Source organism: Curtobacterium sp. AG1037, from assembly GCF_003349855.1.
GTDB lineage: Bacteria > Actinomycetota > Actinomycetes > Actinomycetales > Microbacteriaceae > Curtobacterium > Curtobacterium citreum.
Genome location: NZ_QQAO01000001.1, coordinates 34,347 through 60,783, shown reverse-complemented (window position 1 = coordinate 60,783; position 26,437 = coordinate 34,347). Strand labels below are relative to the sequence as shown.

Below are 26,437 nucleotides of genomic sequence, written 5' to 3'. Positions count from 1 at the left end.
GTTCGTCAGCCCTTCGCTGCTGCCTGGTTGACGGTCGAGACGATGTCCGACACGGACCCCTTGCCTGCGAGCAGGTTGACGACGCTCGTGTTGAGGGCGTTGCCGACGTTCTGGCCGTAGACGGTGTCGAGGTAGTTCGAGACGAACGGTGCCTTGTTGTAGGCCTCGAGCACGCTCTTCAGGTAGGGCTCGGTGACGACCGACTGGGCCGACTTGTTCGCGGGGATCGCGTTGAACGCCTTGTAGTAGGCCTCCTGCACGGGCTTCTCGGTCATGTAGTTGAGGAAGTCGGTGCAGGCCTTCTTCGGGGCCTTCGCCGAGCAGGAGTACCCGTCGACGGCGCCCATCATCGAGCCGGGTGCGCCCTTGCCGCCGGAGACCTCCGGGAAGGGGAAGAAGCCGAGGTCGGACAGCGGCTTGCCGTCCGGGGTGAGCGAGGAGATCACACCCGGGTCCCACGCGCCCATGAGCTCCATGGCCGCCTTGTGGTTCGCGATGAGACCGGCCGAGCTGCCGGCGCCCTGCTGTGCGGCGGTGGTCAGGTAGCCGTCGTTGAAGGGCTTCGTGTCGAAGAAGGCCTTGGTCTCCTCGCCTGCCTGCTTCCAGCACGAGTTCGTGAACTTCAGGTCCTGCGCGGTCTTGTTGAGGACGCTCTCGGGGCAGGCCCGGAGCGCGAAGTTGTAGTACCAGTGCGCGGCCGGCCAGGCGTCCTTCGCACCCACGGCGACCGGCTGGATGCCCGCGTCCTTGAGCTTCTGGATGTCGGCGTTCAGCTCCTCCATCGTGGTGGGGGTGCCCTCGATGCCGGCCTGCTTGAAGAGGTCCTGGCTGTACCAGATGCCCTCGGGGTTGACGTCGACCGGCATGGCCCACGTCTTGCCGTCCTGCTGGTAGCCCTTGAACGAGCCCTCGCTGATCTCGGACTTCGCGGTGGACCCGATCGAGTCGGAGATGTCGAGCAGCTGGCCGGCGTTGACCATGGCGGCCATCTTGCCGCCGCCGCGCTGCAGGAACACGTCCGGGGCCGAACCGGAGTTCAGGGCGGTCTGCAGCTTGCCGTCGAGGTCCTCGTTCTGGATGGCCTGGACCTTGATCGTGACGTTCGGGTTCTTCGCCTCGAAGTCCTTGACGGTCTGGTCCCAGAAGGCCTTGCCCGGACCGGTCGTCGAGTTGTGCCAGAAGGTCATGGTGACCTTGCCGCCGTCGCTGGAGGCATCGCTGCCCGCTGAGCAGCCTGCCGCTGTGAGAGCGGTCGCCCCGATCAGCGCGATGGCTGCCGCGGCACGGATCTTCCTCGTCATCGTGGAACTCCTCGGTGTCGTCGTTGACGTGCGGCAGCGGATGCCGCTGCGGAGAGCGTGCCAGGCGCCGAGCAGGCTTGTCAATCGTTATCGATAACGTTTTCTTTATCTGGCTCCCGAGCCGTGCCGAGTCCTGAGCGGTTGTACGGTGAGCACATGCAGACGGCCCTCGACACCCCGCCCGGACCGGGCCGGGTCACGATCGCGGACGTCGCGCGGGCCGCCGGGGTGTCCATCCCGACGGTGTCGAAGGTGATCAACAACCGGGACGGCGTGGCTGCGGCGACGATCGTGCGCGTGCAGGAGGTCGTCGAGCGACTCGGGTACGAGACCTCGCTCGTCGCGCGGAGCCTGCGGAGCACCCGGACGAACGTGATCGGCATCCTGGTCACCGAGTTCGAGCCGTTCTCGACCGAGCTGCTGCGCGGCATCTCCGCGGCGACGACGGGCACCGGGTACGAGCTGCTCGCCTACGCCGGCCTGCTCACCGGGTCGAGCCGACCGGGGTGGGAGCGGCGGTCGCTGTCCCGCCTGTCCGGCACGCTCATCGACGGCGCGATCGTCGTCACCCCGTCCGAGGCGATGTCCGCCGCGTCGATCCCGGTCGTCGCGATCGACCCGCACACCGGGCCCGAGGGCCACGCCACCGTCGACACCGACAACGCCGCCGGCGCCCGCGAGGCCGTCGAGCACCTCCTGGCGCTCGGGCACACGCGGATCGCGCACCTGCAGGGTCGCGGCGACCTGGCGTCGTCCCAGCTCCGCGACGCGGGCTTCCGCGCGGCGATGGCGGCGGCGGGCGTCCCGGTGGACGAGCACCTCGTCCGCCCCGGCGACTACCAGGAGGAGCGCTCCGCCGCGGTCGCGCACGAGCTCCTGACCCTGCCGGACCGGCCGACCGCGGTCTTCGCGGCGAACGACTCGTCGGCGATCGGCGTGCTGCACGCGGCCGAGGCGCTGGGGCTCCGCGTCCCCGAGGACCTGTCGGTGGTCGGCTTCGACGACGTGCCGCAGGCGTCGACGACCACGCCGCCGCTGACCACCGTCGCCCAGCCGCTGGTCGACCTCGGCGCGAGCGCGGTGTCCATGCTGCTCGCGATGCTCCGCGGCGAGCCGACGACCGACCACGTGCGGCTCCGCACGACGCTGCGCGTCCGCAGCAGCACGGCGGCGCCGCCGGCCGCGCGCGACTGACGCGGCGGCCGCGCGCGGCGCAGGGGGCCCGTCGAAGCATCCCGTGCGCTCCGCACAACCGGAAGCACGCCGCACCACGCAAGACCACGGCTCGGCGTGCTTCCGGTTGTGCGCGAGCACACCGCACCACGCGGGCGGCCGCGCCGCGCGCCGGGCGTCAGCGCCGGAGCGTCTGCTTCGGGTACTCGCCGAACCGCTCGGCGTACGACGCCGAGAACCGCCCGAGGTGCGCGAAGCCCCACCGCCGCGCGATGTCCCCCACGGCACCGGCGTGCGGCCCGGCCTCGAGCAGCTCCTCGTGCACGTGGTCGAGCCGGACCTGGCGCAGGTACGTCAGCGGCGACACGTCGAAGACCCGGCGGAAGGACTCCTGCACGGACCGGACGCTCAGGCCGGCGGCGTCGGACAGGTCCGTGATGCTGACGTCCTCGGCCGCGTGCGCGTGGATGTACTCCACCGCGGCGCGCAGCCGGGCGTTCCGGGTCTCCGCCAGGACGTCGGGCAGGTCGTCGGTCTGCGGGGGGAACATGTCGAGGAAGACCTCGACGGCCGACACCTTGGCGTCCTGCCACGCGTCCGACTCCGGTCCGCCGACACGCAGCGCCCGGGACAGCGCCGTGAGCGCCCCCTGCCACCGCTGCCCGATCGACGCCTCGGGCGAGCGGAACCCGTCGAAGCGCAGCCCCTGCTCGCCGACCTCGCCACGGGTGGCCGCGACCCGACGCACGAAGTCGCGGTCGAAGTGCACGAGCCGCTGGTCGTAGTCGGCGCTCGTGAACCAGAACTCCTCGTCCGCGGGGAACAGCACGGGGACGTCCCGCTCCATCGGCCAGCGCTCCCCGCGGACCTCGACCTCGCCGGTGCCGGCGCTGATCCACGTGACGACGTAGTCGCCGCCGCCCTGCACGACGCCGCGGATCTCGCCGTGCATCTGGGACCGGCGGATCGTCACCTCGCTGTCGCCGATCGCGGTGTACCGGTAGTCGAACCGGCCGCCGGACGCGCTCGCGCTCCACCGGTCGCCGGCGTAGATGCCTCCGAGGTCGCGGACGGCGTGGTCGCTCCGGGTGCCGGAGACCTCGAACCGGACCGGGGCGATCGTGGCCTCGGCGGCGAACGCCTCGATGAGCGGGTCAGCCACGGTTCCCTCCGACTGTCCACATGGCGCGGTACATCTCGTTATCTGGATACGCTTCCGGGGTAGGGGCGGCGTAACGTCGCCCGGGACCACGACGCGACGAGGGGGCGACCACCACGTGAGCGAGATCGACCTGACCGCCGCCCTGACCCGGCTCGAAGCCGCGATGGGCGCACTGCGTGGACGACTCCGTGAACGCCTGTCGGTCTCCGGCTCGGACCTGACCGTGCTGCAGTTCGTCGCTCGCGCGGAGGCCGCGGAGCGGAAGGTCCGCGTGAAGGACCTGGTCTCGCACCTCGGCCTGACGAGCCCCGCGGTGACGGGCACGATCGACCGTCTGGAGCGGGCCGGGCACCTGTGCCGCGTCCCGAACCCCGACGACGGCCGCAGCCGGTTCATCGAGCTCACCCCGGAGACCCAGCGCGCCTACGCGTCCGCCATGGACAGCACCAACGAGCATCTGCACGAGCTGTTGTCCTCCTTCTCGGAACGCGACCGGGTCAAGTACGTGCGGGTGATCAACCGCGTGATCGAGGCGCTCGAGTACGGCGCTCCGACCCCCTGACGCAGGCTACGGGCGCGCGAGGACACTGCTCGAACATTTGTCCAACAAGCGCAACTAGGTAACTTCCCGACCTATCTTGCCGGACGTGACGGCCGCACGTCCGTAGCGTCCTCCGTGGGAGCCCCCGATCGGGGGCAACACAGGGAGACGGGGAGGCACCATGGGCGCGTACCAGTCCGAGCCGGGCATCGACCCGGTGCGCATCGAGACGTTCCGTCGCATGCGCAAGCGTTGGAAGTACGGGGAACTGCAGGACAGCAACGGCCTGTACGCCGACTTCTTCACCGACACCGCTCGGGACCCGCGGCGCGGCTGACCGCGCGGCGTACGGTCGCCCAGGGCGACCGGCAGACGGAACGGGAGGCCCGTGGCTCGACAGCCACGGGCCTCCCGTCCGTCTCCTGGGCACGCCCGGCATCAGCCCTTCACGGCACCCGAGGTGAGCCCGGACACGATCGACCGGCGGAACACCAGCACGAGGATGACGATCGGGATCGTCGCCGCCACGCTCGCCGCGAAGATCTGCGCGAAGGGCACCGTGAACTGGGTGCCGAAGAGCGCGATGCCGACCGGGATCGTGCGGAACGAGTTCTCGCTGTTGAACGTCAACGCCATCAGGAACTCGCTCCACGACGCGGTGAACGTGAACACGCCGACCGTGAAGAGCCCCGGCTTCGACATCGGCAGGATCACCGACAGCACCGTGCGCCAGGCTCCGGCGCCGTCGATCTCGGAGGCCTCCTCGATCGTCGAGGGGATGCCCTGCAGGTAGTTCCGCATGATCCAGATGGCGAACGGCAGGTTGAACGCCACGTACGGCACGACCAGCCCCGGGTACGAGTTGAGCAACCCGAGGTTCCGTTCGAGCAGGTACAGCGGCGTCAGCACCGCGATCGCCGGGAACACCGACAGCATGAGCAGCGACGTCATGATCGCCGTCCGCCCCGCGATCCACCGGCCGGCGAGCGCGTACCCGGCGAGGAACGACAGCGCGAGGACGATCACCGTCGTCGAGACCGACACGACGACGCTGTTCACCATGTACTGCCCGAGCGCGTTGTCCCGGAACGCCGTGACGAAGTTGTCGAACGTCAGGGAGCGCGGCCAGATCGTCGGCGGCGACTGCGCGATCTCGGACGACGGCTTGAGGGACGTCGAGACGAGCCAGTACAGCGGCAGTGCGGTGAGCACCGCGATGACGACACCGCTGACGTTGACGGTGTTGACCCACCGCCGCCAGCCCTTGCGCACACGTGTCCGGGGCATCAGGCGTCCCCTCCCTTCGCCTGGTTCCGGAACGCCCGGAGGAACAGCAGGCACCCCGCCGCGACGATGACCGCCGTGCTCGTCGCGATGGCCGCGCCCGGTCCGATGTTGATGTCCTGGAAGAGCACCTTGTAGCCCATGATCGCGAGCGACTGGGTGGCAGTGCCCGGGCCGCCGTTCGTCAGCACGAACGGCAGGTCGAAGACGCCGAACGCCTGCAGGACGCGGAAGAGCACCGCGATCGTCAGCGTCGGCGTGAGCTGCGGGAGCACCACGCGCCAGAACGTCTGCCACCCGTTCGCGCCGTCGAGCTCGGCCGCCTCGTAGTGGTCCTCGGAGATCTGCACGAGCCCCGCGAGCAGGATGATCGCGACGAACGGCGTCGTCTTCCAGATGTCGGCGACCATCAGGCCGGTGATCGCGGGGACCGGTTCGCCGAGGATGACCGGGGCGTCCCCGAACAGCCCGAAGAACCACGTCGCGACGCCGTACGTCGAGTCGTAGACGTACTTCCACAGCTGGGCGTTCACGATCGTGACGAGCGACCACGGGACGAGCATCAGCGCGAGCATCCACCCGCGGGTGACCCCGAGCCGCTCGAGGACGAGCGCGACGAGCATGCCGAGGACGAGCTCGACCGAGACGGTCACGAGCGTGTACGACACCGTGAAGCCGAGCGCCCGGTACCAGTCGGCGCTCTGCAGCAGGGCCGCGTAGTTGCCGAGCCCGAAGCCCTGGATGCTGAACCCGTCGTAGCCGATCTCGACGTCCGCGAAGCTCAGGACGATCGAGTACACGACCGGGAAGATCGTCACCGCGGCGACCACGAGGAGCGCCGGGGCCGCGAAGCCCCACGCCCCGCGCGCCCGGATGCGCTCCATGCGCGACCGGGCCGAGGTCCGGCGGTACCCGTCCGGTCCGGCGCCCGGGGTCCGTGCGGCGGGCCGGGTGGCGGTCCCGGCGCTCACAGCGCCTCCCCCGACAGGGCGAGCGAGATCGCCGAGGCCATCGCCCGGGTGCCGCCGTCCACCGACGCCTGGCCCCCGAGGATGCTGTTGCCGTTCTGGTAGACGCCCTGCGAGACCTTCGGGTAGTACGCGGTCGACGTCGGGCGGGGCACGAGCGTGATGCCGGCGGCGGTGTCGTACGTCGGCCGGTTCTGGCGCTTCGCGTCCTCGCTGACCAGGCTCGCACTGCGGGCCGGCAGGACACCGCCCTCGCGGGTCAGGAACTGCTGCGCGGTCTCGCTCGACATCCACCGGGCGAACGTCAGCGCGGCGGCGGGCTGCTGGGTGTGCGGGTTGATGGAGTTCCCCCACCCGCCGATCGTCGAGTGGTGCTCGTCCGTGCCGTCGAACGTCGGTCGGGCGGCGAGCCCGACCTTGCCCGCGACGGCGGAGTCCGGCCCGTTCGCGATCCCCCACGCGTACGACCAGTTCCGCAGGAAGGCCGCCCGTCCGCCCGAGAAGGCGTCGTTCGTGTCCTGCTCCTGGTAGGTCAGGGTCGCACGGGGTGCGGCGCCGTCGGTGATGAGCGAGCGCATGAACTCGAAGGCGCGCTTGGTCTCCGAGCTCGTGGTCTCCGGCCGGGTCAGGTCGTCGTTCAGGAGCGAGCCGCCGGCGTCCGCGACGAACTCGGTCACGTTGCAGGTGAGCCCCTCGTACACGTCGCCCTGGAACGCCAGGCCGTAGCTGACGTCACCGGTGTCGACGAGCTTCGCGGCGGTGTCCTTGACCTCCTCCCACGACCGGGGCACCTGGAAGCCGTGCTTGTCGAGCAGGTCCTGGCGGTACAGGAAGAACGACTCGTCGATGTAGAGCGGGAACATGTAGTACGTCCCGTCGACGCTCGCCGCCTGCCGCAGTCCCTCGGGGAACTGCTCGAAGAAGTCCGCCCCGACGAGCTCGTTCACGGGCGTCGCGAGCTTGTTCTTCGCGAACTGTCCCGGCCAGGCCACGTCGCCGAGGTACACGTCCGGCGTGGGGCTGCCCGCGGCGATCTGCGTCGTCAGGCTCGTCCGGTTCGTGTCGGTGTCGCTCGGTGCGCTGACGATCCGGACGCGGATGTTCGGGTGCTCCCGCCGGAACTCCGCGATGAGGCGCCGTCGCAGGTCGCCGCCGTCCTTCGAGGCGACCTGTCCGGCCCACCAGCTGATCGTGACGTCGCCGTCCGGCGGGTCCGTCGGCCAGTCCTGGACGGTGGTGCGCTCGGGTCGCGTGGAGCAGCCGGCGAGCAGCAGCACCCCCGCTCCCCCGAGCAGGAACAGTCTCCGGTCGATGGCCATCCGTCCTCCTCGACGTGTGGTGCTGCGAACCTGTGAGTCCACACAACCAAGCGTCCCTGGGAGGGCGTGCAGGCGGTGCCGTCGTCGCACTCGGCGCACGTCCGCGCGCGGCCGGCACGGACGGACGGGAGGCACGTGGCGGCGCCGCCACGTGCCTCCCGTCCGTCAGGCGGTCGCGCCGGTGGGGGCCGCGGCCACCGACTCCGCGGGGCGGAGCACGCAGGGCAGCAGGAAGTGCGGTTTGCCCTCGCTCGCGCCGTCGAGCTGGTCGATCAGGGCGTCCGCCGCACGCTCGCCGAGCTCGCGACCCGGGGCGACCATCGTCGTCAGGCGGGGGTGGTGCTGGTCGCCCGCCGTCCCGGACGAGGCGATGCTCAGCACCGAGACGTCGTCGGGGACCCGTCGCCCGGCCGCGGAGAGCCCGACGAGGAGCCCGGCGGACGAGTCGTCCTTCATGACGAGCACGCCCGAGACCTCCGGGTCGGCGTCGAGCAGTGCGCGGGCCGCCTCGCGTCCGCCCTCGCTGCCGGCTCCGGCGTAGACCACGGTCCCGACGGCGCCGCGGGCCGCGACGGACCGTCGGAAGGTGTCCTCGACACGCAGGTGCGGGGCGTACCCGGCCATCGGCGTGCCCTCGAGGTTCTCGAGCACGAGCCCGAACCGGCGGTGGCCGAGGCCCTGCAGGTGGTCGAGGGAGTCCTCGATGGTGGTCTCGAAGTCGATGTCGACGAACGGCAGGTCGCTGCTGTCCCGGGTCCGGCCGATCAGCGTGAAGGGCACGTCGAGCTCGCTGAGCTTCCGGACGCGCGGGTCGTCCATCCGCACCTCCATGAGCACGACCCCGTCGACGAGCCCGCCCGACACGAGGTCGTCGAGGTCCTCGCCAGCGGGGTCGACCGGCCAGAGCACCAGGTGGTAGCCGCGCTGGGACGCCCGCTCGGCGGCGCTCATGAAGAACTCCGACGTCGTCGGGCTGAACCGGTTGCCGACGGTCGGGAACAGCAGCGCGATGATCCGGGTCCGCCGGCTCGCGAGCGCCCGTGCCACGAGGTTGCCGCGGAACTTCAGCTCGCGCATCGCCGCCTCGACCCGGGCGGTGGTCGCCGGCGTGACGTACTTCGTGCCGTTGACGACGAAGGACACCGTCGCGATCGAGACGCCGGCGCGGTCGGCGACCTGCTGCATCGTGGCCATGGCGCCTCCGGGTCGGGTCGTGCTGTCTCGTCAGCCTGCTGTCTGGTCAGCATAGACCCGCCGATTCCCGAAAAAAGCGCTTTACAGGCAAAGCGCTTTGCTGTTACGTTCTCGCCCCAAGGACCACCGCGACGACGACGTCGATGGAGCCGTCGCCGGGCGTCCCCTCATGCATCCGCCCAAGAGAAGAGCTACGCAATGAAGCACCGGTTCCACTCCTCGTCCCGCCGGATCCGCGCCCTCGTCGGCGCGGTCGCCGTGGTCGCCACGGTCCCCCTCGTCCTGTCCGGCTGCTCCGGCTCCGGGTCCGCCTCGTCCGGCGGCGGCTCCAAGACCCTCACGATCGAGGACTACTACGCCGCCAACTACGACACCATCTACCAGCAGTGCGCGAAGACCGTCGGCGCCCAGGTGAAGATCAACCACGTCGCCGGCGCCGGCCTCATCTCGAAGGTGCTGCAGCAGGCGTCGTCGCGGACGCTGCCCGACGTGCTCATGCTCGACAACCCGGACGTGCAGCAGATCGCCGCGTCCGGCGCCCTGTCCGACCTCGGCGACTACGGCCTCGACGCGAACGACGACGTCCCGGGCGTCAAGGGCGCGAACACGTACGAGGGCAAGCTCTACGGTCTGCAGCCCGTCACGAACTCGATCGCGCTGTACTACAACAAGAAGCTCCTGTCGGACGCCGGGGTGCAGCCCCCGAAGACGTGGGACGAGCTCAAGGCCGCCGCGAAGAAGCTCACGAGCGGGTCGACGTACGGCTTCGCGATGAGCAACATCAACACCTACGAGGGCACCTGGCAGTTCCTGCCGTTCTTCTGGTCGAACGGCGGTGACGAGAAGGACATCGCGACGCCCGAGGCGGCACAGGCCCTGCAGCTCGTCGAGGACCTGCAGAACGACGGCTCGATGTCGAAGAGCTCGATCAACTGGGCGCAGGCCGACGTGAACAACCAGTTCATCGCCGGCAAGGCCGCGATGATGATCAACGGCCCGTGGCAGCTGCCGGCGCTGAAGGAAGCGAAGAACCTGGAGTTCGACAGCGTCCCGATCCCGACCCGCACCGGCTCGGCGACCGTCGCCCCGCTCGGCGGCGAGGCCTTCACCGTCCCGCAGACCGGCGACAAGGAGAAGATGCAGCTCGCCGGCAAGTTCGTCGGCTGCCTGAACAGCGACAAGATGCAGAACGTCATCGCGGGCGTCACCGGCAACGTGCCGACGAACACCGAAGTCGGCGCCGCGTGGGCGAAGGACCACCAGGACGTCGCGTCCTTCGTGACCACGGTGCAGACCGCTCGGGCCCGCACCGGCGAGCTCGGCCCGGACTGGCCCAAGGCCGCCACGAAGATCTACACCGCCGTGCAGCTCGCGCTGACCGGGAAGGCCGACCCCGAGCAGGCGCTCGAGCAGGCGCAGTCACAGAACCAGTAGCGGATCCGGGGAGCCGGTCCCCCTACCGGCTCCCCGTCCTCGACGCAAAGGACCTGACATGAGCGCCTCGACCCAGCTCCGTTCGCGAGCGACGTCCCCGGCCCCCGTACGACCCGGACAGCGCCGCGCGCGGCTCCGTTCCGGCCTGACCCGATGGCTGTTCGTCATCCCGGCCGCCGTCTTCGTGGCCCTGTTCTTCGGCTACCCGGTGGTCAAGAACGTCGTGATGTCGTTCCAGGACTACACGACCAAGACCTTCTTCACCGGCGAGGCCCCGTGGGTGGGCTTCGGCAACTACGTCTCGGTGTTCACGAGCGCCGTCTTCACGACGAGCGTCGTCAACACCGCCCTCTTCACCGCGGGATCGATCGTCCTGCAGTTCGTCCTCGGGCTCGGGCTCGCGCTGTTCTTCCGGCGGCACTTCCCGCTGTCCGGGTTCCTGCGCGGCCTGCTGCTGCTGCCGTGGCTGCTCCCCCTCATCGCCTCGAGCGCGGTGTGGAAGTGGCTGCTCGACCAGGACAGCGGCGCACTGAACCAGCTGCTCGGGATCGTCGGCATCGGGCCGGTGCCGTGGCTGGTCAGCCCGAGCCTCGCGCTCATCGCGGTGATCGGCGTCAACGTCTGGCTCGGCATCCCGTTCAACACCACGATCCTGTACAGCGGGCTGCAGTCCGTCCCGCCGGAGCTCTACGAGGCCGGCGCGCTCGACGGCGCCACCGGGTTCAAGGCCTTCTGGTACATCACCTGGCCGAGCATCCGGTCGGTGGTCAGCGTGGTGATCGTGCTCGGGGTCGTCTACACGCTGAAGGTCGTGGACATCATCCTCGGCCTGACCGGTGGCGGACCGGCGAACTCGACGCAGACGCTCGCCACGAACGCGTACCACCAGTCGTTCATCAACTTCCAGTTCGGCATCGGAGCCGCGGTGAGCAACGTGCTCATCGTCGTCTCGTTCGTCTTCGCGATGGTCTACATCGCGATCTCCAGGAAGGCGGTCGACGAATGAGCGTCGGACTCGCAGGCAGGACCGTCACGGCGACCCGGGCGATCACCACGGCACGGAGCACCCGGGCCCGCCGACCCCGTTCGAGCCGCAAGGGGATCCCGTTCACGATCCTCGGCATCGTGTTCCTCGCGATCATGGTCTTCCCCGTCTACTGGATGGTGAACACGTCGTTGCAGGCCACGTCCGGTGCCGCCACCGCGACATGGTTCCCCTGGAACCCGACGTTCGCCGGCTACCAGGCGGCGTTCGCCCAGCAGGGGCAGAACTTCGTCTCGAGCATGATCATCGGCCTCGGCACCGTCGTGCTGACGCTCGTCATCGCGACCCCGGCGGCCTACGGACTCGCCCGCTTCCGGATGCGCGGCACGAAGGCGTTCCTGCTCGTGCTGCTCATCACGCAGATGATCCCCGGGATCGTGATCGCGAACGCGCTCTACGCGCTGTTCAACAACGTCGGACTGCTCAACAGCTACCTCGGACTGATCCTGGCGGACAGCGCCGTGCAGGTCCCCTTCGCGGTGCTGCTCATGCGCGCGTTCATGGAGTCGATCCCGCCGAGCCTGGTCGAGGCCGCGCTCGTCGACGGCGCGAACGACCTGCGGGCCTTCGTGTCGATCGTCCTGCCGATCAGCCGGAACGCGATCGTCACCGCGGCGCTCTTCACGTTCCTCGGCGCCTGGGGCGACTTCCTCATCGCGCTCACCCTGACGTCGACCGACGCCGTCCGACCGATCACGCTCGGCATCTACAACTACATCGGCTCGAACGTGACCGACTGGGGGCCGGTGATGGCGACGTCTGTGCTGGCCTCGCTGCCGGCCGCGGTCCTGCTCATCGTCGCCCAGCGCTACATCTCCGCCGGTGCGCTCGGCGGTGCCGTCAAATGACGACGGCCCGCTCCGCGCTCCCACAGCCAGGAAGGCACACACCATGACCACCACCCCCCTCCGCGTCACCGTCTGGGGCGAGAACGTCCACGAACAGGTCGAGCAACACGTCGCCGAGCGCTACCCCGAGGGCATGCACGGGGCGATCGCCGCGGGCATCCGCGAGCACCTGCCCGAGGCCGTGGTCCGCACCGCGACCATGCAGGAGCCCGAGCACGGCCTGACCGACGCCGTGCTCGCCGAGACCGACGTCCTCACCTGGTGGGGGCACGCCGCCCACGCGGACGTCGACGACGCCGTCGTGGACCGGGTGCACAAGCACGTCCTGTCCGGCATGGGGCTCGTCGTCCTGCACTCCGGCCACTGGTCGAAGATCTTCGGCAAGCTCATGGGCACGACCTGCACGCTCCGGTGGCGCAGCGAGCACGACCAGGAGCTCGTCTGGACCGTGAACCCGCAGCACCCCATCACCCGCGGCGTCCCGAACCCGATCGTCATCCCCGAGCAGGAGATGTACGGCGAGTACTTCGACGTCCCGACCCCCGACGAGCTGATCTTCATCTCGGGGTTCACCGGCGGCGAGGTCTTCCGGAGCGGCATGACCTACCGCCGCGGCCTCGGGAAGATCTTCTACTTCTCGCCTGGTGACCAGGACTTCCCCGTGTACCACCACCCCGACGTCCGTCGCGTGGTCGCGAACGGCGCGGAGTGGGCCCGGCCGGACCGGGAGCGCGAGCTGCCGACGCTCCGCCGCTACGACCTGGGCGAGTACTTCGAGGGCCAGCACTACCGGGGCCCGTTCGACGACGAGCCGGACGAGACGGCGTCCGAGCAGGCCGACGAGCACGCCGCCGGGGCTCGCGCATGACCGACCACGCCCCGCTGCGGGTCGTGCAGGTCGGCGCCGGCGGGATGGGCCGCGCGTGGCTCGCCACCGTCGCCGCCGACCCCGACGTCGAGCTCGTCGGCGTCGTCGACCTCGACCTCGACGCCGCACGCACCGGGGCCGACCTGGCCGGCGCCCCGTCGATCCCGGTCGGCCGGGACCTCACGGCGCTCCTCGCGGAGACCGGTGCCGAGGCCGTCCTCGACATCACCGTGCCGGTCGCCCACCACCAGGTCACGATGGACGCCCTGCACGCCGGTCTGCCGGTCCTCGGCGAGAAGCCCGCCGCCCAGACCGTCGCCGAGGCCCTGTCCCTCGCCGCCGCGGCCGAGGTCACCGGGCAGCTGTTCATGGTGTCCCAGTCCCGCCGCTACAACGACCAGCTCGTCGCCTTCCGGCAGCACGTCCGCGCGCTCGGCGGGGTCGGGAGCCTGAACACCCGGTTCGCGAGGGCACCGCGCTTCGGCGGCTTCCGCGAAGAGATGGACGACGTCCTGCTCCTCGACATGGCGATCCACGCGTTCGACTCCGCCCGCTACGTGCTCGAACGCGAGCCGGTGTCGGTGTACTGCGAGTCGTGGAACCCGTCGTGGTCCTGGTACCGCGGGCACGCGAACGCCGCCGCGGTGTTCACGTTCGAGGACGACGTCCGCTACGTCTACGACGGTTCGTGGTGCGCGCCGGGCGACGAGACGTCCTGGAACGGCGACTGGCGGGCCACCGGCGCGACCGGCTCGGCCGCCTGGGACGGCGACCACGACCCGTCGAGCGTCGTCGACGGCGGAGCGGGGTCGCCCGAGCCCGCCGCCGGGGTCGGGACGGAGATCGCGGGAGCGCTCGCCTCGTTCGTCCGCGCGGTCCGGTCCGGACACCGTCCCGACGGCGAGGTACACCGCAACGTGATGAGCCTGGTGATGGTCGACGCGGCGATCGCGTCGGCGCGCTCCGGGCAGCGCGTGGTCGTCGACGAGGTGCTCGAGCAGGCGCACGCGACAGCCCTCGAGACCGAGCGGGACGAGGCGGTCCGGGAGCGGCTCGCCGCGTGGGGTCCGGTCCGGCAGGCGCTCGCGACCGACAGCGGCGCGCTCGCCTGACCCGCCCCACGCGACCACCCCACGGACGGGAGGCGCGGTGCCGGCCGGCACCGCGCCTCCCGTCCGTCCGTGGTCGCGGCGCACCCGCCCACCCGCGCTACCGGTCCGCGCGGAGGAAGCCGATCCGCGCATGCCGGGCCGATCCCCGCAACGGAGGTCGATCCGCGCATACCAGGTCGTTCCTTCCGACCTCCGACGCGCGATTCCGCTTCCCGGGTCACTCGCGATGGGAAAGAACGCGCGTGCTCGGTGCCTCCGCGCGTACCGGGCGAAACCGCGCGTACCAGGTCGATCCGCGCGCACCGGGTCGTTCGTTCTGACCAGGTATGCGCGATTCCGCTTCCCACATCACTCGCGATGGGAACGAACGCGCGTGCGGGGTCAGCGGGGGATGACGGAGAAGAGGAACTTCCTGCGGATCATGTACCAGACCAGCAGGATCAGCGCGGTGTGGGCGGCGAAGCCGATCCACCCGTTGAACCAGTCGACACCGGGGATCGACGCGATCGCCAGCGCGAAGAACACCTGCCACACGAAGACGTAGAGGCTCGCCTGCCCGATCGGGATCCAGAGCCAGCCGATCACCGCCGCGATCGGCTTCCAGAACACCGTGAGGATCGCGTACGACACGATCGCGAAGAACGCGATGTCGACGAGCCGGCCCCACTGCAGGTCCACGCGCTGGTAGGCCGTGTTGTAGAGCTGGTCGTACATCGTCGCGGGGAACGGGGTCGGGGTGAAGCCGAACTGGTTGCCCGCCCAGACGTAGACCAGGAACAGCGCGTACCCGGTGATGCCGACGCCGATGAGCACCTTGCCGAGCCGACCGGTGAGCGCGCCGATGACCTGTCGGCGGTAGTAGCCGAGCACGAGTCCGTGCGTGAAGACGACCTGCCAGGTGAGGAGGGGGAAGACCGCCTCGAACTGCGAGTTCAGCGGACGGAAGTCGGGGTTGAGGGCCTGGAAAACGTAGACACCCCAGCTGACGACGAGCAGCGCCCACCAGAACCCGCGCCGGATCACCCACATGAAGAGCGGGATGAACAGGCTCAGCACCACGAAGAGTCCCATGATGTTGAACGGCCACGGGCCCATCTCGAGCAGCAGGAACTGCCGGATCGCGTACCAGGGCGGCGGGTACGCGAGCAGCTGCATCGCGTTCGGGTACAGGTCGTACACGCGTCCCTCGGCCCCGACGCCGCCGGTCCCGGTCCCCCGGTCCGTGAAGGTCGTGATCGCATCGGTGTTCAGGAAGGGGATGAAGCTCATCGCGAAGACGACCAGGATCACCCCGAGGGTCACGAGGTACTGCTTCCGCGCACGCTTCCACGCGCCGACGGCGGCGACCCACTCGCCGAACTTCTTGATCGCGAACGGGTAGGTCATGCCGAGGACCATGCCGGACAGGAACACGAACATCTCGGCGCCGGTGATCGCGCCGGTCGCGTGCAGCGTGATGTACGAGTACGGTCCGCCGATCTCGATGTGCGTGATGACGACGGCGAGGATGATGAACCCGCGGAACAGGTCGAGCCGCAGGTCGCGCCCGGGCTTGCCGTCGTCGGGGTAGCGCCAGCTCGGCAGCAGGAGACCGACGAGGCCGCTGAGCAGGAACACCGCCGCCAGACCGGCCGCCAACCAGACGATCCACGCCATCTGGTCGCCGCCGGTCTCGTACTCCTGGCTGACGGCGGCGGCGCCGTCCTGCGGTGTGATCCGCTCGGTGACCGGCCCGAAGACGAAGTGGTCGGCGTCCTGCAGGTCGGTCCGGAACGACCCGGCGATCCCCGGGACGGCCGTGTCCCGCCAGTCCGCGACCCGGTTGCCGGCCTCGGGCTCGCGGCGGTTCGTCTCGAGGAACGTGACGCCGCGGACCTCGGGGTGCTGCTGCACGGCGGCGATCACCTGCCGCCACCACTCCTGCTTGACGGGGAGCTCCGCGGCTCCCTTGAGCGAGTGGTCGTAGAGCGCCCCGGTGTCCAGGAGCATCGGACGGTCCTGGTCGACGGCGAAGCGCTGGGTGAAGGTGCCCTCGGTCTGCGGCTGCTGGTAGCCCCAGGTCTCGTCGAAGCGTGCCTGGACCTCACCGGCGGCGGGGACCTCGTTGGTGGTGAGGGGGACCTCGCGCCCGGCGGCCTCGGTGGCCTTGCCCTTGCCGAAGGAGAACATGGACAGGCCGACCCAGTCGACGCTCGACGCACCGGGCCAGTACGGCGCGTACGGGTCGTCGGCCGCGGTGAGCTGTCCGTCGCCGTTCGTGTCGAGCTTCGACACGTCGGTCGCGGACAGGTCCTGCAGGCGGCCGGCGGACTCCCCGAAGGGGTAGCCGGCCCCGTACGACGGCGACCACACCATCGCGGCCGACGAGTCGCCGGCGTGCACGACGCCGGCGAGCGTGCGGAAGGCGTCGACGAACGCGGTCGGCTGCTGCCCCCACCGGACCCACGTGCCGTTCATCTGCGGCGCGAAGCGGACGAGCACGCGGGTGTCGTACTGCCGGTGGACCTCCTCGAACAGGCGGTTCGCCGTCTCGGCGTCGGCGCGGGTCAGGGAGCCGAGCGACTGCGAGGGCTCGAGGCTGACGACGAGGACGGCCCCCTGGGCGGCCGCGGCCCGGGTCGCCCGGAGGAACTCCTTCCGCGCGCTCCGGTCGAAGGGGTACTCGATCTCGACGCCGTACATCGACGGCACGGCACCGAGTCGGCCCGCGTAGCCGTCCGGGCTGTCGTCGCCCCAGTCCAGGTCGGGGCCGAACCACGCCCGGTCGGACGCCGGGAGCGCACCGCGGTCCGAGGCCGCCGCCGGGGTCGCCGCCGCCGGGGTCGCCGCCGCCGGGGTCGCCGCCGCCGGGTTCGCCGTCACCGCGGCCGCCGGGAGTGCGCCGCCGAGCAGCAGCGTCCCGAGCACGACGAGGAGCGCGACGGCCTTGGCCAGGACGCCCCTCACCGGGTGCACGCCAGCGTCCAGATGTTGTGACCGCCGACGTGCTGGTGCTCGAGCCGGTCGAGCGCGGCGGTGGCGAGCGCGAGGCCGCGGCCGCTCTCCTCGTCGACGTCCGCCATCGTCACCGCGGACAGGTCGACGTCCGCCGGCTGCCCGTTGTCGGTGAGCACCGCGAGGAGTTCGCGGTCGGTCGCCAGGAGCTCGACCGTGTACCGGCGGCCCTCGACCCGGTCGGTGCGCTTCGTGTGCTCGACGATGTTCGCGGCGATCTCGGCCAACGCGGTCTCGAGCGCGAAGCGGAGCCGCACGTCGTCGACGTCGAGCGTCTCCCACCAGGCGGCGAACCGGTCCTGCACCTCGTCGAGGGACGCGGCGACGGCCGGCACCTCGAAGGTCACGTGCTGCATGGTCACAGCGGGCCTCCTGCGGTCGAGGACTCGTGTTCGGACTGCACCGTCCCGGGGCCGGGACCGCCGTAGCGGACGGCCCGGATCACGATGCTGAAGATGAAGAGGTCGAAGACGACCCAGGCGGAGTTGACGAGGGGCGCGATCCCCTCCGCCTGGCCGGTCAGGTAGCGGATGCCGATGAGCACGAGCGACGCGACGAGGGCCGCCATCGCGATGAGCTGCGGCTTGACGAGGTCCCACCGCGGCTTCTGCTCGGACTCGTCGCGGACCTTCGGGGTGACCCGGAAGCCGAGCGGCTTGCCCCGGAACACGTTCTCGAACGCGCTCGTCACGGACTCGATCCACACGGGGAACAGCGCGAGCGAGTACTGCTGCCCGCGCCACGTCGGTCTGCCCGCGGCGACCACCCAGAACAGTGCCTGGTTGAGCACGAGGAACGGGATGAGCCGCACGAAGAAGTCGACGCTGTACGCCTGGACCGGGACCACCCCGAACGACAGGCAGAGCACCGGGGCCGCGATGTAGACGACCGCGGCGAAGCCGGACAGGTAGCTCCACATCGTCGAGAAGTACATGAGGCGCTGCCCGAACGAGAGCCCCTTCTGCACGAGGGGGTTCTCGCGGAAGAACACCTGCATGGTGCCCTGTGCCCACCGGAGGCGCTGCACGAGCATGGTCGGCAGGTCCTCGGGCGCCAGGCCCTTGGCGAGGATCTCGTCGTGGTACGCAGACTTCCAGCCGAGGCCGTGCAGGCGCATCGCGGTCGCCATGTCCTCGGTGACCGAGATCGTGGCGAGCGGCATGATCGGCTGCGCCTCGTCGTCGCGGTTGACGTCGAGCGCGCGGGCCAGGACGGCGATCGACTCGATGGCCGCGACGGGCGAGGCCTCGCGCCGACCGAGGACGTCGAGTGCGGCGTCGTCGAGCCCGGCGAACGTGTCCGCCTCGGTCGACATCGCCGCCAGCTCCTGCAGGTCGCGGCGGACCGCCTCGAGGTCGGCGGCGGCGAACCGGAAGGCGATCGCGTCGATGCCGCGCTGGAAGTCGTACGTGACGTCGCCGAGCGGCTCGCCCCGGTCGATCTGGTCACGGGCGCGGTCGACGACCTGCTCGGCGCCGTCGAGCGCGTCGAGCACGCGCGGGTCGGTCTCGGTCTCGCGCGCCCGGGCCAGGAGCTTCCGCGAGGTCTTGATCGTCCGCTCGACGGACTCCTCGACCTCGCGCACGTAGCGGGTGACGCCGAGCTGCATGAGGGCCTCGCGGCGCAGGATCGCGTTCGAGCCGCAGAAGAACGCGGCGTTCCAGCCGTCCTTCGACTGCTGGATCGGCCCGTAGAACAGGGGCGCCTGACTTCCGAGGAGATCGGCGTCCGGGACGTTCTCGAACCACTGCGGGGTCTGCACGAGCGCCATCCGCTCATCCTTGAAGTACCCGAGCGTGCGGTCGAGGATCGACGGCTCCGGGACCTGGTCGGCGTCCAGGATGAGCAGGAACTCCCCCTGGGTGGCGAGCAGCGCGTTGTTGAGGTTGCCGGCCTTGGCGTGGCGGGGACGGTCGACCCAGTCGGCACCGCGGGTGATGACGCCGATCCCGAGTGCCTCTGCGGCGGCGCGCATCTCCGGACGGTTGCCGTCGTCGAGGATCCACGTGCTGTGCGGGTGTGTGATCGCCTTCGCCGCGCGGGCGGTGCGGACGACGAGCTCGACGGGCTCGTTGTACGTCGTGACGAAGACGTCGACCGTGACGTCCCCGGCCGGCTTCGTCGGCGGCTCCCCCCGCTCGCGCAGCCGCCACGCTCCGAAGGCGAACAGGAGCGAGTCGATGACGCTGTAGGTCTCCGCCAGGATCAGCGGCACCGCGATCCACCACGAGTGCCAGTTCACGGAGGCGGCCCAGCGCCAGACGATGTAGTTCACGCCGGCGATCGAGGCGAGCAGGGCGACCGTCCGGACCACGGCGAGCCGCCGGGTCGGGGTGCCGGTCGTGAGCCGTCGCCGGTCCTGGCGGCTGACGTCGAGCGCCGTCATCGGCATCCTTCCCTGCTGCTGCCGGACAGCGCTGGTGAGTGCGCTGCGTACCAGCCTGTCTACCGCAGCACACGAGGACCTGTCAGCCCGACGCCCCGATGAAGCGCCGTCCGACCACGCTCAGCGGCCCGCGAGCCCCAGGTCGTACGCGAGGTGGACGACGACCTCGTCGAAGTAGGCATCAGGATCGGACACCGATCCGACGGCGTGACCGAACAGCTCGAAGGACAGGACCCCGAACACCGTGGTCCACGCCATGAGCAGGCGGAGCACGGCTTCGGGGTGCGGGTCGGTGTGGAAGCCCCGCTGTCGCGTGTAGGCGACGGCGTCGGCGATCGCGGTGGCCGTCCGCGCCGGGTCACCCACCGCGGGGCCGGTCCCGGTCCGCGACGGACCCTCGTCCGGGTCGTCCCAGACCTCGGTGACGATCCGGACGAGCACGTGCGTCGCCCGCGAGGCCGGCTCGATCGTGTCCTGCGGTGCGACGTAGCCGGGCACGGGTGAGCCGTAGAGCAGTGCGAAGTCGCCGGGGTGGGAGGTCGCCCACGTGCGGATCGCCCGGCACGCAGCCGTCCAGCGGCCGAGGTGGTCCGCGCGGTCGACCGGCGCCTCGGCGGACTCGACCGCGGCGCCGAGCTCGTCGTAGTCCGCGACGAGCAGCGCCGTCAGCAGGTCGTCCCGGCTCGCGAAGTACCGGTAGACGGCGGAGGACACGAGTCCGACGTCCCGCGCGACGGCCCGCAGGCTGAGTTGCGCGGGACCCTCCTCGGTCAGGCGCGCCCGAGCTGCAGCGAGGATCCGCGCGCGGACGGTCTCGCGCGCCAGGGCGCGGGCGGTCGGGGCATTGTCGGACATCCCGCCAGGATGCCATGCGAGAGCAGTGCACACAAACGGGAGCACTGCTCTTGCGAACGGAGCCGAAGCGCGCCACACTGCTTCCGAGAGCACCGCTCTCCGAATCGATCCAGGAGGCCACCATGTCCCGTCACCACGTCGTCGTCGGCGCCGGTCCCGTCGGGCGGCACGTCGCCGCCCACCTCGCCGACCGCGGGGAGGAGGTCGTCGTCGTCACGCGGTCCGGCCGCGACACCGGTCTTCCCGGCGTGCGGCACGAGGCACTCGACGCCGCCGACGCCCGTGCACTGACCCGCGTCACCGAGGGCGCCGCTGCGCTCTACAACTGCGCCAACCCCGGCGACTACACGCAGTGGGAGCGGGTGTGGCCGCCGCTCGCGGACGCCCTGCTGACCACCGCCGAGCGGACCGGGGCCGTGTACGGCATCACCGGCAACCTGTACCCGTACGGCCCCGTCGACGGACCGATGCACGAGGACCTGCCCGACGCGGCGACCGACCACAAGGGCGTGCTGCGGGCGCGGATGTGGGCGGAGGCGCGGGCCGCGCACGAGGCCGGACGACTGCGGGCCGTCGAGGTCCGCGGTTCGGACTACGTCGGACCCGGCATCGGCCAGAACGGGCACGTGACACGGGTGTTGCCCGCCGCCCTGCAGGGGAAGGCCGTGACGGTGATCGGCCGGACCGACCGGCCGCACACCTACACGGACGTGCAGGACGTCGCGCGGACGCTCGTCGCGGCGGTCGGCGACCCCTCGTCGCACGGGCGCACCTGGAACGTCCCGTCGAACCCACCCCGGACCCAGGAGCAGGCGCTCACCGACGTGCTCCACGCCGCTGGTCGTGCGCCGGTCCCCGTGCGCGGGCTGCCGATGGGGCTGGTCCGGGCCATCGGCCTGGTCACGCCCCTGATGCGCGAGCTCGCACAGCTCGGGTACCAGTGGACCGCGCCGTACGTGCTCGATGACCGGCAGGCACGGGCGCACTTCGGGATCGAACCGACGCCGTGGGACGAGGTGTGCCGCCGGACCCTGTCGGGACTCGTGACGGCGTAGCGAACGGCGCCCCCGAACGCACCGACACGCCCCCGAACGCACCGAGACGCCCCCGAACGCACCGAGACGCCCCCGAACGAGCGAGACGCCCCGGATCCGGGGGCGTCTCGGCAACGGCAGGGCGTCTCGGCGACGGCAGGGCGTCTCGGCAACGGCGCCGAGCCGGCGACCGCGCGCCTCAGTACCGGGGCTTGCGCGGCCCGCGCTCCCGGTCGCCACCACGGAAACCGCGGTCGTCGCGGTCGCGATCCCGGCCCCCGCCACGCGGCCCACGGTCGTCCCGGTCACGCCGCACGCCACCACCCCGGCGGTCCGGCTTGATCTCGATGAGCTTCCCGCTGATCCGGGTGTCCGACAGCCGGTCGAGCACGCCGGCGTCCATGTCCTGCGGCAGCTCCACGATGGAGAAGTCCGGCCGGATCTGGATCGCGCCGAAGTCGTCACGGCGCAGGCCGCCCTCGTTCGCGAGCGCGCCGACGATCTGCCGGGGCTCGACGCGGTGGCGACGCCCGACCTCGATGCGGTAGGCGGTCATCGGCTGCGAGCGACGCGGACCACGGTCCTCGCGGTCCCGGTCGGGCCGGGCGGCGCGGGCACCGTCGCGGTCGACCTGGTTCCGCAGCTGGTCGTCGGCGGGGTCGAGCAGCAGCGGCGACTCCCCCTGCGCGACCACCGCGAGCGCGGCGGCGACGTCGTCGGCCGGCACGTCGTGGTTCCGCACGTAGTGGGCGATGACGTCGCGGAACGCCGTGATCCGGTCCTGCTGCTCGAGCGCCGCGGTGATCGCGTCGTCGAAGCGGGTCAGGCGGGTCTCGTTGACGTCGTCGATCGTCGGGAGCTGCATCTGCGTGAGCGGTTGCTTGGTGTGGCGTTCGATCGCCGAGAGCAGGCGGCGCTCGCGCGGCGTGACGAAGCTGATCGAGTCGCCCTTGCGTCCGGCGCGACCGGTGCGGCCGATGCGGTGCACGTAGGACTCGATGTCGACGGGGATGTCGAAGTTCACGACGTGCGTGATGCGGTCGACGTCGAGACCGCGGGCGGCGACGTCGGTCGCGACGAGGATGTCGAGCTTGCCGGACTTCAGCTGGTTGACCGTCCGCTCGCGCTGCGCCTGGGCGACGTCACCGCTGATCGCGGCGGCGGCGTACCCGCGGGCGCGGAGCTTCTCGGCGAGGGTCTCGGTCTCGCTCTTGGTGCGGACGAAGATGATCATGCCCTCGAAGTCCTCGACCTCGAGGATGCGGGTGAGCGCGTCGACCTTCTGCGGGTACGACACCATCAGGTACCGCTGCGTGATGTTCGCCGCGGTCTTGGTCTTCGTCTTGACGGTGATCTCGGCCGGGTCCGTCAGGTACTGCTGCGAGATGCGGCGGATCTGCGCGGGCATGGTCGCCGAGAACAGCGCGACCTGCTTGTCGTCCGGGGTCTCGGCGAGGATCGTCTCGACGTCCTCGGCGAAGCCCATCTTGAGCATCTCGTCGGCCTCGTCGAGCACGAGGTACTTCAGCTCGGACAGGTCGAGCGTGCCCTTCGCGATGTGGTCCATGATGCGACCGGGCGTGCCGACGACGACGTCGACGCCGCGGCGCAGGGCGGACAGCTGCACGCCGTACGCCTGGCCGCCGTAGACCGGCAGCACGTGCACGTGCTTCATGTGGGAGGCGAACTGCTCGAACGCCTCGCAGACCTGGAGCGCGAGCTCGCGGGTGGGCGACAGCACCAGGGCCTGCGGCACCTTCGCGCCCGACTCCATGCGGGACAGGATCGGCAGCGCGAACGCCGCCGTCTTGCCGGTCCCGGTCTGCGCGAGGCCGACGACGTCGCGCCCCTCGAGCAGCGTCGGGATGGTCGCCTCCTGGATCGCGGAGGGGGTCTCGTAGCCGATCTCCTTGACGGCCTTGAGCACCGGGTCGCTCAGGCCGAGGTCGGCGAAGGTCACCACGGGCCCCTCGTCGGTGGTCTCGGTGGTGGTGGCGGTGTCCGTGCTCATGCGGAAACGGTACCCCGGCTGCGACCTGCGCGGCGACCGCGCGTGGTGACGGAGCACCGGACTGGAGGCTCGTGGCGGGCCCCGCCACGAGCCTCCGGTCCGTCCCCGGTCGCGTCCGCGACGCGGGCCGCGTGGTCAGGCCGCGTCGTCGCGGTCCGGCGCGCCGATGCCGAGGACGGTGTCCGCACGGTCGTTGAGGCGGGCCAGCAGTCCGGCCAGCGTGCGCAGCTCGTCGGTCGCGAAGGCCTGCGTGAGCTCGTCGACGGCCTCGGCGCCGGCGACGTCGAGCCGGTCGAGCAGCCGGCGACCGGCGTCGGCGACCGCGACCAGGCTCGCGCGTCCGTCCGCGGGGTCGGGCGAGGTGTCGAGGTACCCGGCCTCGACCAGCGACGCGACCCGACGGCTGACGACCGGCCGGGACAGCCCGGTCGCGTCGGCGATCGCCATCGAACGGACGGCACCGAAGTGGTCGACAGCCCGCAGGATCACGCGCGCCGTCGGGTCGAGCCCGCCGCGCGACTCGATGAGCGACGAGCGGAGCGCCTGGCGGACCCAGAGCCGGTCGAGCTGCGCGTGCAGGAGCCGCTCGGCGGCGGCGCGGTCCTCGGTCACGCGGCCAGGGTACCGGCGCCCAAATTAGTTGCTTGCTGGAAGCAATGGATGTATCGTTGCGCGGTCTGCAAAGTTACACAGCCAGAAAAAGGAGTTCGATGACCGCCACCGCACCCGTCCCGGTGCAGCACGGCCGCCACGCGGCCGAGGCGCCCGCGGCGACCGCCGCGCCCGCGCCCGGCACGCCCGGCCAGCAGCCGCTCATGACGCACCGCCAGATCCTCCTCGTGATCTACGGCCTGATGGCGGGCATGTTCCTGTCGTCCCTCGGCCAGACGGTGTTCGGCACGGCCATCCGCACCATCGGCGACGACCTGCACGGGCTCGACCAGCAGGCGTGGGTCACGACCGCGTACCTGATCACGTCGACCATCGCGACGCCGATCTACGGCAAGCTCTCCGACATCTTCGGCCGCCGACCCCTCTACATCTTCGGCATCGTGGTGTTCATCCTCGGCGCCGTGCTCTCGTCGATGTCCACCTCGATGCTCATGCTCGCCGCGTTCCGCGCGGTGCAGGGCATCGGCGCCGGCGCCCTGATGTCGCTGCCGCTCGCGATCATGGGCGACATCCTCGCCCCGCGCGAGCGCGCCAAGTACCAGGGCTACTTCCTGGCCGTGTTCGGCATCTCGTCGGTCATCGGCCCGCTCATCGGCGGCCTGCTCGCCGGCTCCTCCGAGATCCTGTGGATCACCGGCTGGCGCTGGGTGCTCCTCATCAACGTCCCGATCGGTGTCGCCGCGCTCATCATGGTGATTGTCTTCCTGCACCTGCCGAAGGTGCACGGCAAGGGCGACAAGCCGAAGGTCGACTGGTGGGGCGCCACGGCGGTGATCGTCACGCTCGTGCCGCTGCTGCTCGTCGCCGAGCAGGGCCGCACCTGGGGCTGGGGCTCCCCCGCCGCGATCGCGAGCTACGTCATCGGCGCGCTCGGTCTCGTCGCGCTGCTGCTCGTCGAGGCGAAGATGGGCGACGCGGCGATCATCCCGCTCAAGCTCTTCCGGTCCGGCACCTTCTCGATGGCCACGGTCATCGGGTTCCTGGTCGGCTTCGCGATGTTCGGTGCCATGCTGACCATCCCGCTCTACCTGCAGATCGTCGTCGGCCTCACCCCGACCGAGTCCGGCTTCGCGACGCTGCCCCTGGTCGGCGGGCTCATGATCGCGTCGATCACCTCCGGCCAGATCGTCGCCCGCGTCGGTCGCTACCGGATCTTCCCGGTCATCGGCACGTTCCTGGTCTCCGCCGGCTACGTCGTCCTGACCTTCATGACGATCGACAAGCCGCTCTGGTTCCTGATGATCGGCATGTTCCTCATCGGCCTCGGGCTCGGCTCGGTCATGCAGTCGCTGACCCTGGCGTCCCAGGGCTCGGTCGAGGCCCGGGACATGGGCGTCGCGACCTCGTCGGCGACCTTCTTCCGGCAGATCGGCGGCACGCTCGGCACCGCCGTGCTCCTGTCGATCCTGTTCTCGGTGATGCCGTCGAACATCCTCACCGCGACCGCGAACCAGGCCGACCTGAAGCCGGCGCTCTCCGCCGCACTCGACCCGACCGTGGCGGGCAAGGCCGAGAACCAGGGCGCGATCGACAAGATCTGGGCCCCGATCACCGCGCCGCTCACGAAGACCGTGCAGTCACAGCTCGACGACGCGACCGCGCAGGCGAAGCAGGCCGCCGACGCGCAGGTCGTGTCGAAGGTCAGCGCCGCCGTCCAGGCCCAGGTCGACGCCGGGGCGCTGCCCGAGGCCGCCGCCCAGACCGTCATCGACCAGCAGGTCGCCGACGCCACGCCCGCTGCCGAGGCCGCCGCGCTCGACGCCGTGGCGACGAAGGCCCACGCGGGCGTGCAGGACGGCACGGTGACCGTCGACTGGTCGGACGCCTCGCAGCGCACGTACTGGGTCGACGAGCTGACGCCGAAGCTCGCGCAGGAGATCCAGGACGGCAGTGGCACCGACTCGAACGCCACGAGCACGAACGACACCTCGTTCCTGACCGGTGCGGACAGCCGGCTGACCCGGCCGTTCATGGCGGGGTTCAACGCCTCGTCCGTGACGATCTACTGGGTCGGACTCGGGGTGATCCTGCTCGCGTTCGTCCTCACCTGGTTCTTCCGGGTGCCGCCGCTCCGCCAGCGTTCGGCGCTGCAGGAGCAGCACGACGAGGCGAACGGTGCCGGTGACGGCGCTGATGAGCTGGAGGTCCAGGCCGGTCTCGCCGCCGCCGAGGCCGGGTCCTTCACGGGGCCGATGACCGGCTCCACGCCGACCCAGCGTCGGTGACCACGCGGCCG

General features: G+C 70.8%; 22 protein-coding genes. 10 read left to right on the top strand and 12 right to left on the bottom strand.

The window, feature by feature from the left end:
• Positions 1-5: 5 nt before the first annotated feature.
• Positions 6-1,301: an ABC transporter substrate-binding protein gene (locus tag DEU32_RS00285; RefSeq protein ID WP_058743121.1), complete on the bottom strand. Its 1,296-nt coding sequence runs from the start codon at positions 1,299-1,301 to the stop codon at positions 6-8.
• A gap of 156 nt (positions 1,302-1,457) precedes the next feature.
• On the opposite strand from DEU32_RS00285, the gene DEU32_RS00280 reads away from it, so the two are divergent.
• Positions 1,458-2,495 carry a LacI family DNA-binding transcriptional regulator gene (locus DEU32_RS00280; RefSeq protein WP_114848863.1) on the top strand — a complete coding sequence of 346 codons (1,038 nt, stop codon included), beginning with the start codon at positions 1,458-1,460 and terminating at the stop codon, positions 2,493-2,495.
• Between the two features lie 157 nt (positions 2,496-2,652).
• Here DEU32_RS00280 and DEU32_RS00275 read toward each other — a convergent pair whose 3' ends face one another.
• On the bottom strand, positions 2,653-3,636 hold the full coding sequence (locus DEU32_RS00275; protein WP_147281381.1) for a helix-turn-helix domain-containing protein: 984 nt from the start codon (positions 3,634-3,636) through the stop codon (positions 2,653-2,655).
• Between the two features lie 115 nt (positions 3,637-3,751).
• On the opposite strand from DEU32_RS00275, the gene DEU32_RS00270 reads away from it, so the two are divergent.
• Both DEU32_RS00270 and DEU32_RS16995 read left to right on the top strand, forming a co-directional pair.
• Positions 3,752-4,198: a MarR family winged helix-turn-helix transcriptional regulator gene (locus tag DEU32_RS00270; protein ID WP_058743118.1), complete on the top strand. Its 447-nt coding sequence runs from the start codon at positions 3,752-3,754 to the stop codon at positions 4,196-4,198.
• Positions 4,199-4,358: 160 nt separating this feature from the next.
• Positions 4,359-4,514 (top strand): hypothetical protein, encoded by a 156-nt coding sequence (locus tag DEU32_RS16995; protein WP_167510011.1) that lies wholly within the window; start codon positions 4,359-4,361, stop codon positions 4,512-4,514.
• Positions 4,515-4,615: 101 nt separating this feature from the next.
• On the opposite strand, the gene DEU32_RS00265 is transcribed toward DEU32_RS16995, so the two are convergent.
• From DEU32_RS00265 to DEU32_RS00250, 4 genes are all read right to left on the bottom strand, one after another.
• The gene (locus DEU32_RS00265) at positions 4,616-5,464 is read right to left on the bottom strand and encodes a carbohydrate ABC transporter permease (protein WP_258554731.1); all 849 of its coding nucleotides are present in this window, start codon (positions 5,462-5,464) and stop codon (positions 4,616-4,618) included.
• The gene (locus DEU32_RS00260; RefSeq protein ID WP_181819148.1) at positions 5,464-6,432 is read right to left on the bottom strand and encodes a carbohydrate ABC transporter permease; all 969 of its coding nucleotides are present in this window, start codon (positions 6,430-6,432) and stop codon (positions 5,464-5,466) included. The genes DEU32_RS00265 and DEU32_RS00260 overlap by 1 nt, the downstream gene beginning before the upstream one ends.
• A complete protein-coding gene (locus DEU32_RS00255) occupies positions 6,429-7,748 on the bottom strand; it encodes an ABC transporter substrate-binding protein (RefSeq protein WP_114848859.1) in 1,320 nt (439 codons plus the stop codon). Before DEU32_RS00255 ends, DEU32_RS00260 begins: the two co-directional genes overlap by 4 nt.
• A 165-nt stretch (positions 7,749-7,913) precedes the next feature.
• Positions 7,914-8,942, bottom strand: coding sequence for a LacI family DNA-binding transcriptional regulator (locus DEU32_RS00250; RefSeq protein ID WP_180225637.1), 1,029 nt, complete (start codon positions 8,940-8,942; stop codon positions 7,914-7,916).
• A gap of 198 nt (positions 8,943-9,140) precedes the next feature.
• Between DEU32_RS00250 and DEU32_RS00245 the strand changes: the two genes are divergently transcribed.
• From DEU32_RS00245 to DEU32_RS00225, 5 genes are read left to right on the top strand one after another with little or no spacing between them, the layout of a single operon-like run.
• Positions 9,141-10,376 (top strand): sugar ABC transporter substrate-binding protein, encoded by a 1,236-nt coding sequence (locus DEU32_RS00245; protein WP_114848858.1) that lies wholly within the window; start codon positions 9,141-9,143, stop codon positions 10,374-10,376.
• 58 nt (positions 10,377-10,434) lie between these two features.
• Positions 10,435-11,382: a carbohydrate ABC transporter permease gene (locus DEU32_RS00240; RefSeq protein WP_229666780.1), complete on the top strand. Its 948-nt coding sequence runs from the start codon at positions 10,435-10,437 to the stop codon at positions 11,380-11,382.
• On the top strand, positions 11,379-12,269 hold the full coding sequence (locus DEU32_RS00235; protein WP_114848857.1) for a carbohydrate ABC transporter permease: 891 nt from the start codon (positions 11,379-11,381) through the stop codon (positions 12,267-12,269). Before DEU32_RS00240 ends, DEU32_RS00235 begins: the two co-directional genes overlap by 4 nt.
• A 43-nt stretch (positions 12,270-12,312) precedes the next feature.
• Complete coding sequence (locus DEU32_RS00230) at positions 12,313-13,137, top strand: ThuA domain-containing protein (protein ID WP_114848856.1); 825 nt, start codon at positions 12,313-12,315, stop codon at positions 13,135-13,137.
• Positions 13,134-14,249: a Gfo/Idh/MocA family protein gene (locus tag DEU32_RS00225; protein WP_167510010.1), complete on the top strand. Its 1,116-nt coding sequence runs from the start codon at positions 13,134-13,136 to the stop codon at positions 14,247-14,249. Before DEU32_RS00230 ends, DEU32_RS00225 begins: the two co-directional genes overlap by 4 nt.
• Before the next feature lie 381 nt (positions 14,250-14,630).
• Here DEU32_RS00225 and opgC read toward each other — a convergent pair whose 3' ends face one another.
• The 4 genes from opgC to DEU32_RS00205 all read right to left on the bottom strand — a co-directional run bounded on the left by opgC (position 14,631) and on the right by DEU32_RS00205 (position 20,484).
• Entirely contained in the window at positions 14,631-17,195 is a 2,565-nt protein-coding gene (opgC, locus tag DEU32_RS00220; RefSeq protein WP_181819147.1) for an OpgC domain-containing protein, read from the bottom strand.
• On the bottom strand, positions 17,192-17,599 hold the full coding sequence (locus DEU32_RS00215) for an ATP-binding protein (RefSeq protein WP_058742853.1): 408 nt from the start codon (positions 17,597-17,599) through the stop codon (positions 17,192-17,194). The genes opgC and DEU32_RS00215 overlap by 4 nt, the downstream gene beginning before the upstream one ends.
• A 2-nt stretch (positions 17,600-17,601) precedes the next feature.
• Positions 17,602-19,629, bottom strand: a complete 2,028-nt coding sequence (locus tag DEU32_RS00210) for a glycosyltransferase (protein ID WP_229666782.1) — start codon at positions 19,627-19,629, stop codon at positions 17,602-17,604.
• 120 nt (positions 19,630-19,749) lie between these two features.
• The gene (locus tag DEU32_RS00205) at positions 19,750-20,484 is read right to left on the bottom strand and encodes a TetR/AcrR family transcriptional regulator (RefSeq protein ID WP_114848855.1); all 735 of its coding nucleotides are present in this window, start codon (positions 20,482-20,484) and stop codon (positions 19,750-19,752) included.
• A gap of 122 nt (positions 20,485-20,606) precedes the next feature.
• Between DEU32_RS00205 and DEU32_RS00200 the strand changes: the two genes are divergently transcribed.
• Positions 20,607-21,539 (top strand): NAD-dependent epimerase/dehydratase family protein, encoded by a 933-nt coding sequence (locus DEU32_RS00200; RefSeq protein WP_114848854.1) that lies wholly within the window; start codon positions 20,607-20,609, stop codon positions 21,537-21,539.
• A 178-nt stretch (positions 21,540-21,717) separates the two neighbouring features.
• Here DEU32_RS00200 and DEU32_RS00195 read toward each other — a convergent pair whose 3' ends face one another.
• Both DEU32_RS00195 and DEU32_RS00190 read right to left on the bottom strand, forming a co-directional pair.
• The gene (locus tag DEU32_RS00195; RefSeq protein ID WP_181819146.1) at positions 21,718-23,529 is read right to left on the bottom strand and encodes a DEAD/DEAH box helicase; all 1,812 of its coding nucleotides are present in this window, start codon (positions 23,527-23,529) and stop codon (positions 21,718-21,720) included.
• 135 nt (positions 23,530-23,664) lie between these two features.
• Positions 23,665-24,141, bottom strand: a complete 477-nt coding sequence (locus tag DEU32_RS00190; protein ID WP_114848853.1) for a MarR family winged helix-turn-helix transcriptional regulator — start codon at positions 24,139-24,141, stop codon at positions 23,665-23,667.
• A gap of 98 nt (positions 24,142-24,239) precedes the next feature.
• Between DEU32_RS00190 and DEU32_RS00185 the strand changes: the two genes are divergently transcribed.
• Positions 24,240-26,426, top strand: coding sequence for an MDR family MFS transporter (locus DEU32_RS00185; protein ID WP_114848852.1), 2,187 nt, complete (start codon positions 24,240-24,242; stop codon positions 26,424-26,426).
• The last annotated feature ends 11 nt before the right edge of the window (positions 26,427-26,437 follow it).

What these genes read in the sequence shown, in the direction of transcription:
- DEU32_RS00285 (WP_058743121.1), bottom strand. Translation starts at nt 1,301, where the DNA reads ATGACGAGGAAGATCCGTGCCGCGGCAGCCATCGCGCTGATCGGGGCG.
- DEU32_RS00280 (WP_114848863.1), top strand. Translation starts at nt 1,458, where the DNA reads ATGCAGACGGCCCTCGACACCCCGCCCGGACCGGGCCGGGTCACGATC.
- DEU32_RS16995 (WP_167510011.1), top strand. Translation starts at nt 4,359, where the DNA reads ATGGGCGCGTACCAGTCCGAGCCGGGCATCGACCCGGTGCGCATCGAG.
- DEU32_RS00265 (WP_258554731.1), bottom strand. Translation starts at nt 5,464, where the DNA reads ATGCCCCGGACACGTGTGCGCAAGGGCTGGCGGCGGTGGGTCAACACC.
- DEU32_RS00255 (WP_114848859.1), bottom strand. Translation starts at nt 7,748, where the DNA reads ATGGCCATCGACCGGAGACTGTTCCTGCTCGGGGGAGCGGGGGTGCTG.
- DEU32_RS00250 (WP_180225637.1), bottom strand. Translation starts at nt 8,942, where the DNA reads ATGGCCACGATGCAGCAGGTCGCCGACCGCGCCGGCGTCTCGATCGCG.
- DEU32_RS00245 (WP_114848858.1), top strand. Translation starts at nt 9,141, where the DNA reads ATGAAGCACCGGTTCCACTCCTCGTCCCGCCGGATCCGCGCCCTCGTC.
- DEU32_RS00240 (WP_229666780.1), top strand. Translation starts at nt 10,435, where the DNA reads ATGAGCGCCTCGACCCAGCTCCGTTCGCGAGCGACGTCCCCGGCCCCC.
- DEU32_RS00235 (WP_114848857.1), top strand. Translation starts at nt 11,379, where the DNA reads ATGAGCGTCGGACTCGCAGGCAGGACCGTCACGGCGACCCGGGCGATC.
- DEU32_RS00230 (WP_114848856.1), top strand. Translation starts at nt 12,313, where the DNA reads ATGACCACCACCCCCCTCCGCGTCACCGTCTGGGGCGAGAACGTCCAC.
- DEU32_RS00225 (WP_167510010.1), top strand. Translation starts at nt 13,134, where the DNA reads ATGACCGACCACGCCCCGCTGCGGGTCGTGCAGGTCGGCGCCGGCGGG.
- DEU32_RS00215 (WP_058742853.1), bottom strand. Translation starts at nt 17,599, where the DNA reads ATGCAGCACGTGACCTTCGAGGTGCCGGCCGTCGCCGCGTCCCTCGAC.
- DEU32_RS00210 (WP_229666782.1), bottom strand. Translation starts at nt 19,629, where the DNA reads ATGACGGCGCTCGACGTCAGCCGCCAGGACCGGCGACGGCTCACGACC.
- DEU32_RS00205 (WP_114848855.1), bottom strand. Translation starts at nt 20,484, where the DNA reads ATGTCCGACAATGCCCCGACCGCCCGCGCCCTGGCGCGCGAGACCGTC.
- DEU32_RS00200 (WP_114848854.1), top strand. Translation starts at nt 20,607, where the DNA reads ATGTCCCGTCACCACGTCGTCGTCGGCGCCGGTCCCGTCGGGCGGCAC.
- DEU32_RS00195 (WP_181819146.1), bottom strand. Translation starts at nt 23,529, where the DNA reads ATGAGCACGGACACCGCCACCACCACCGAGACCACCGACGAGGGGCCC.
- DEU32_RS00185 (WP_114848852.1), top strand. Translation starts at nt 24,240, where the DNA reads ATGACCGCCACCGCACCCGTCCCGGTGCAGCACGGCCGCCACGCGGCC.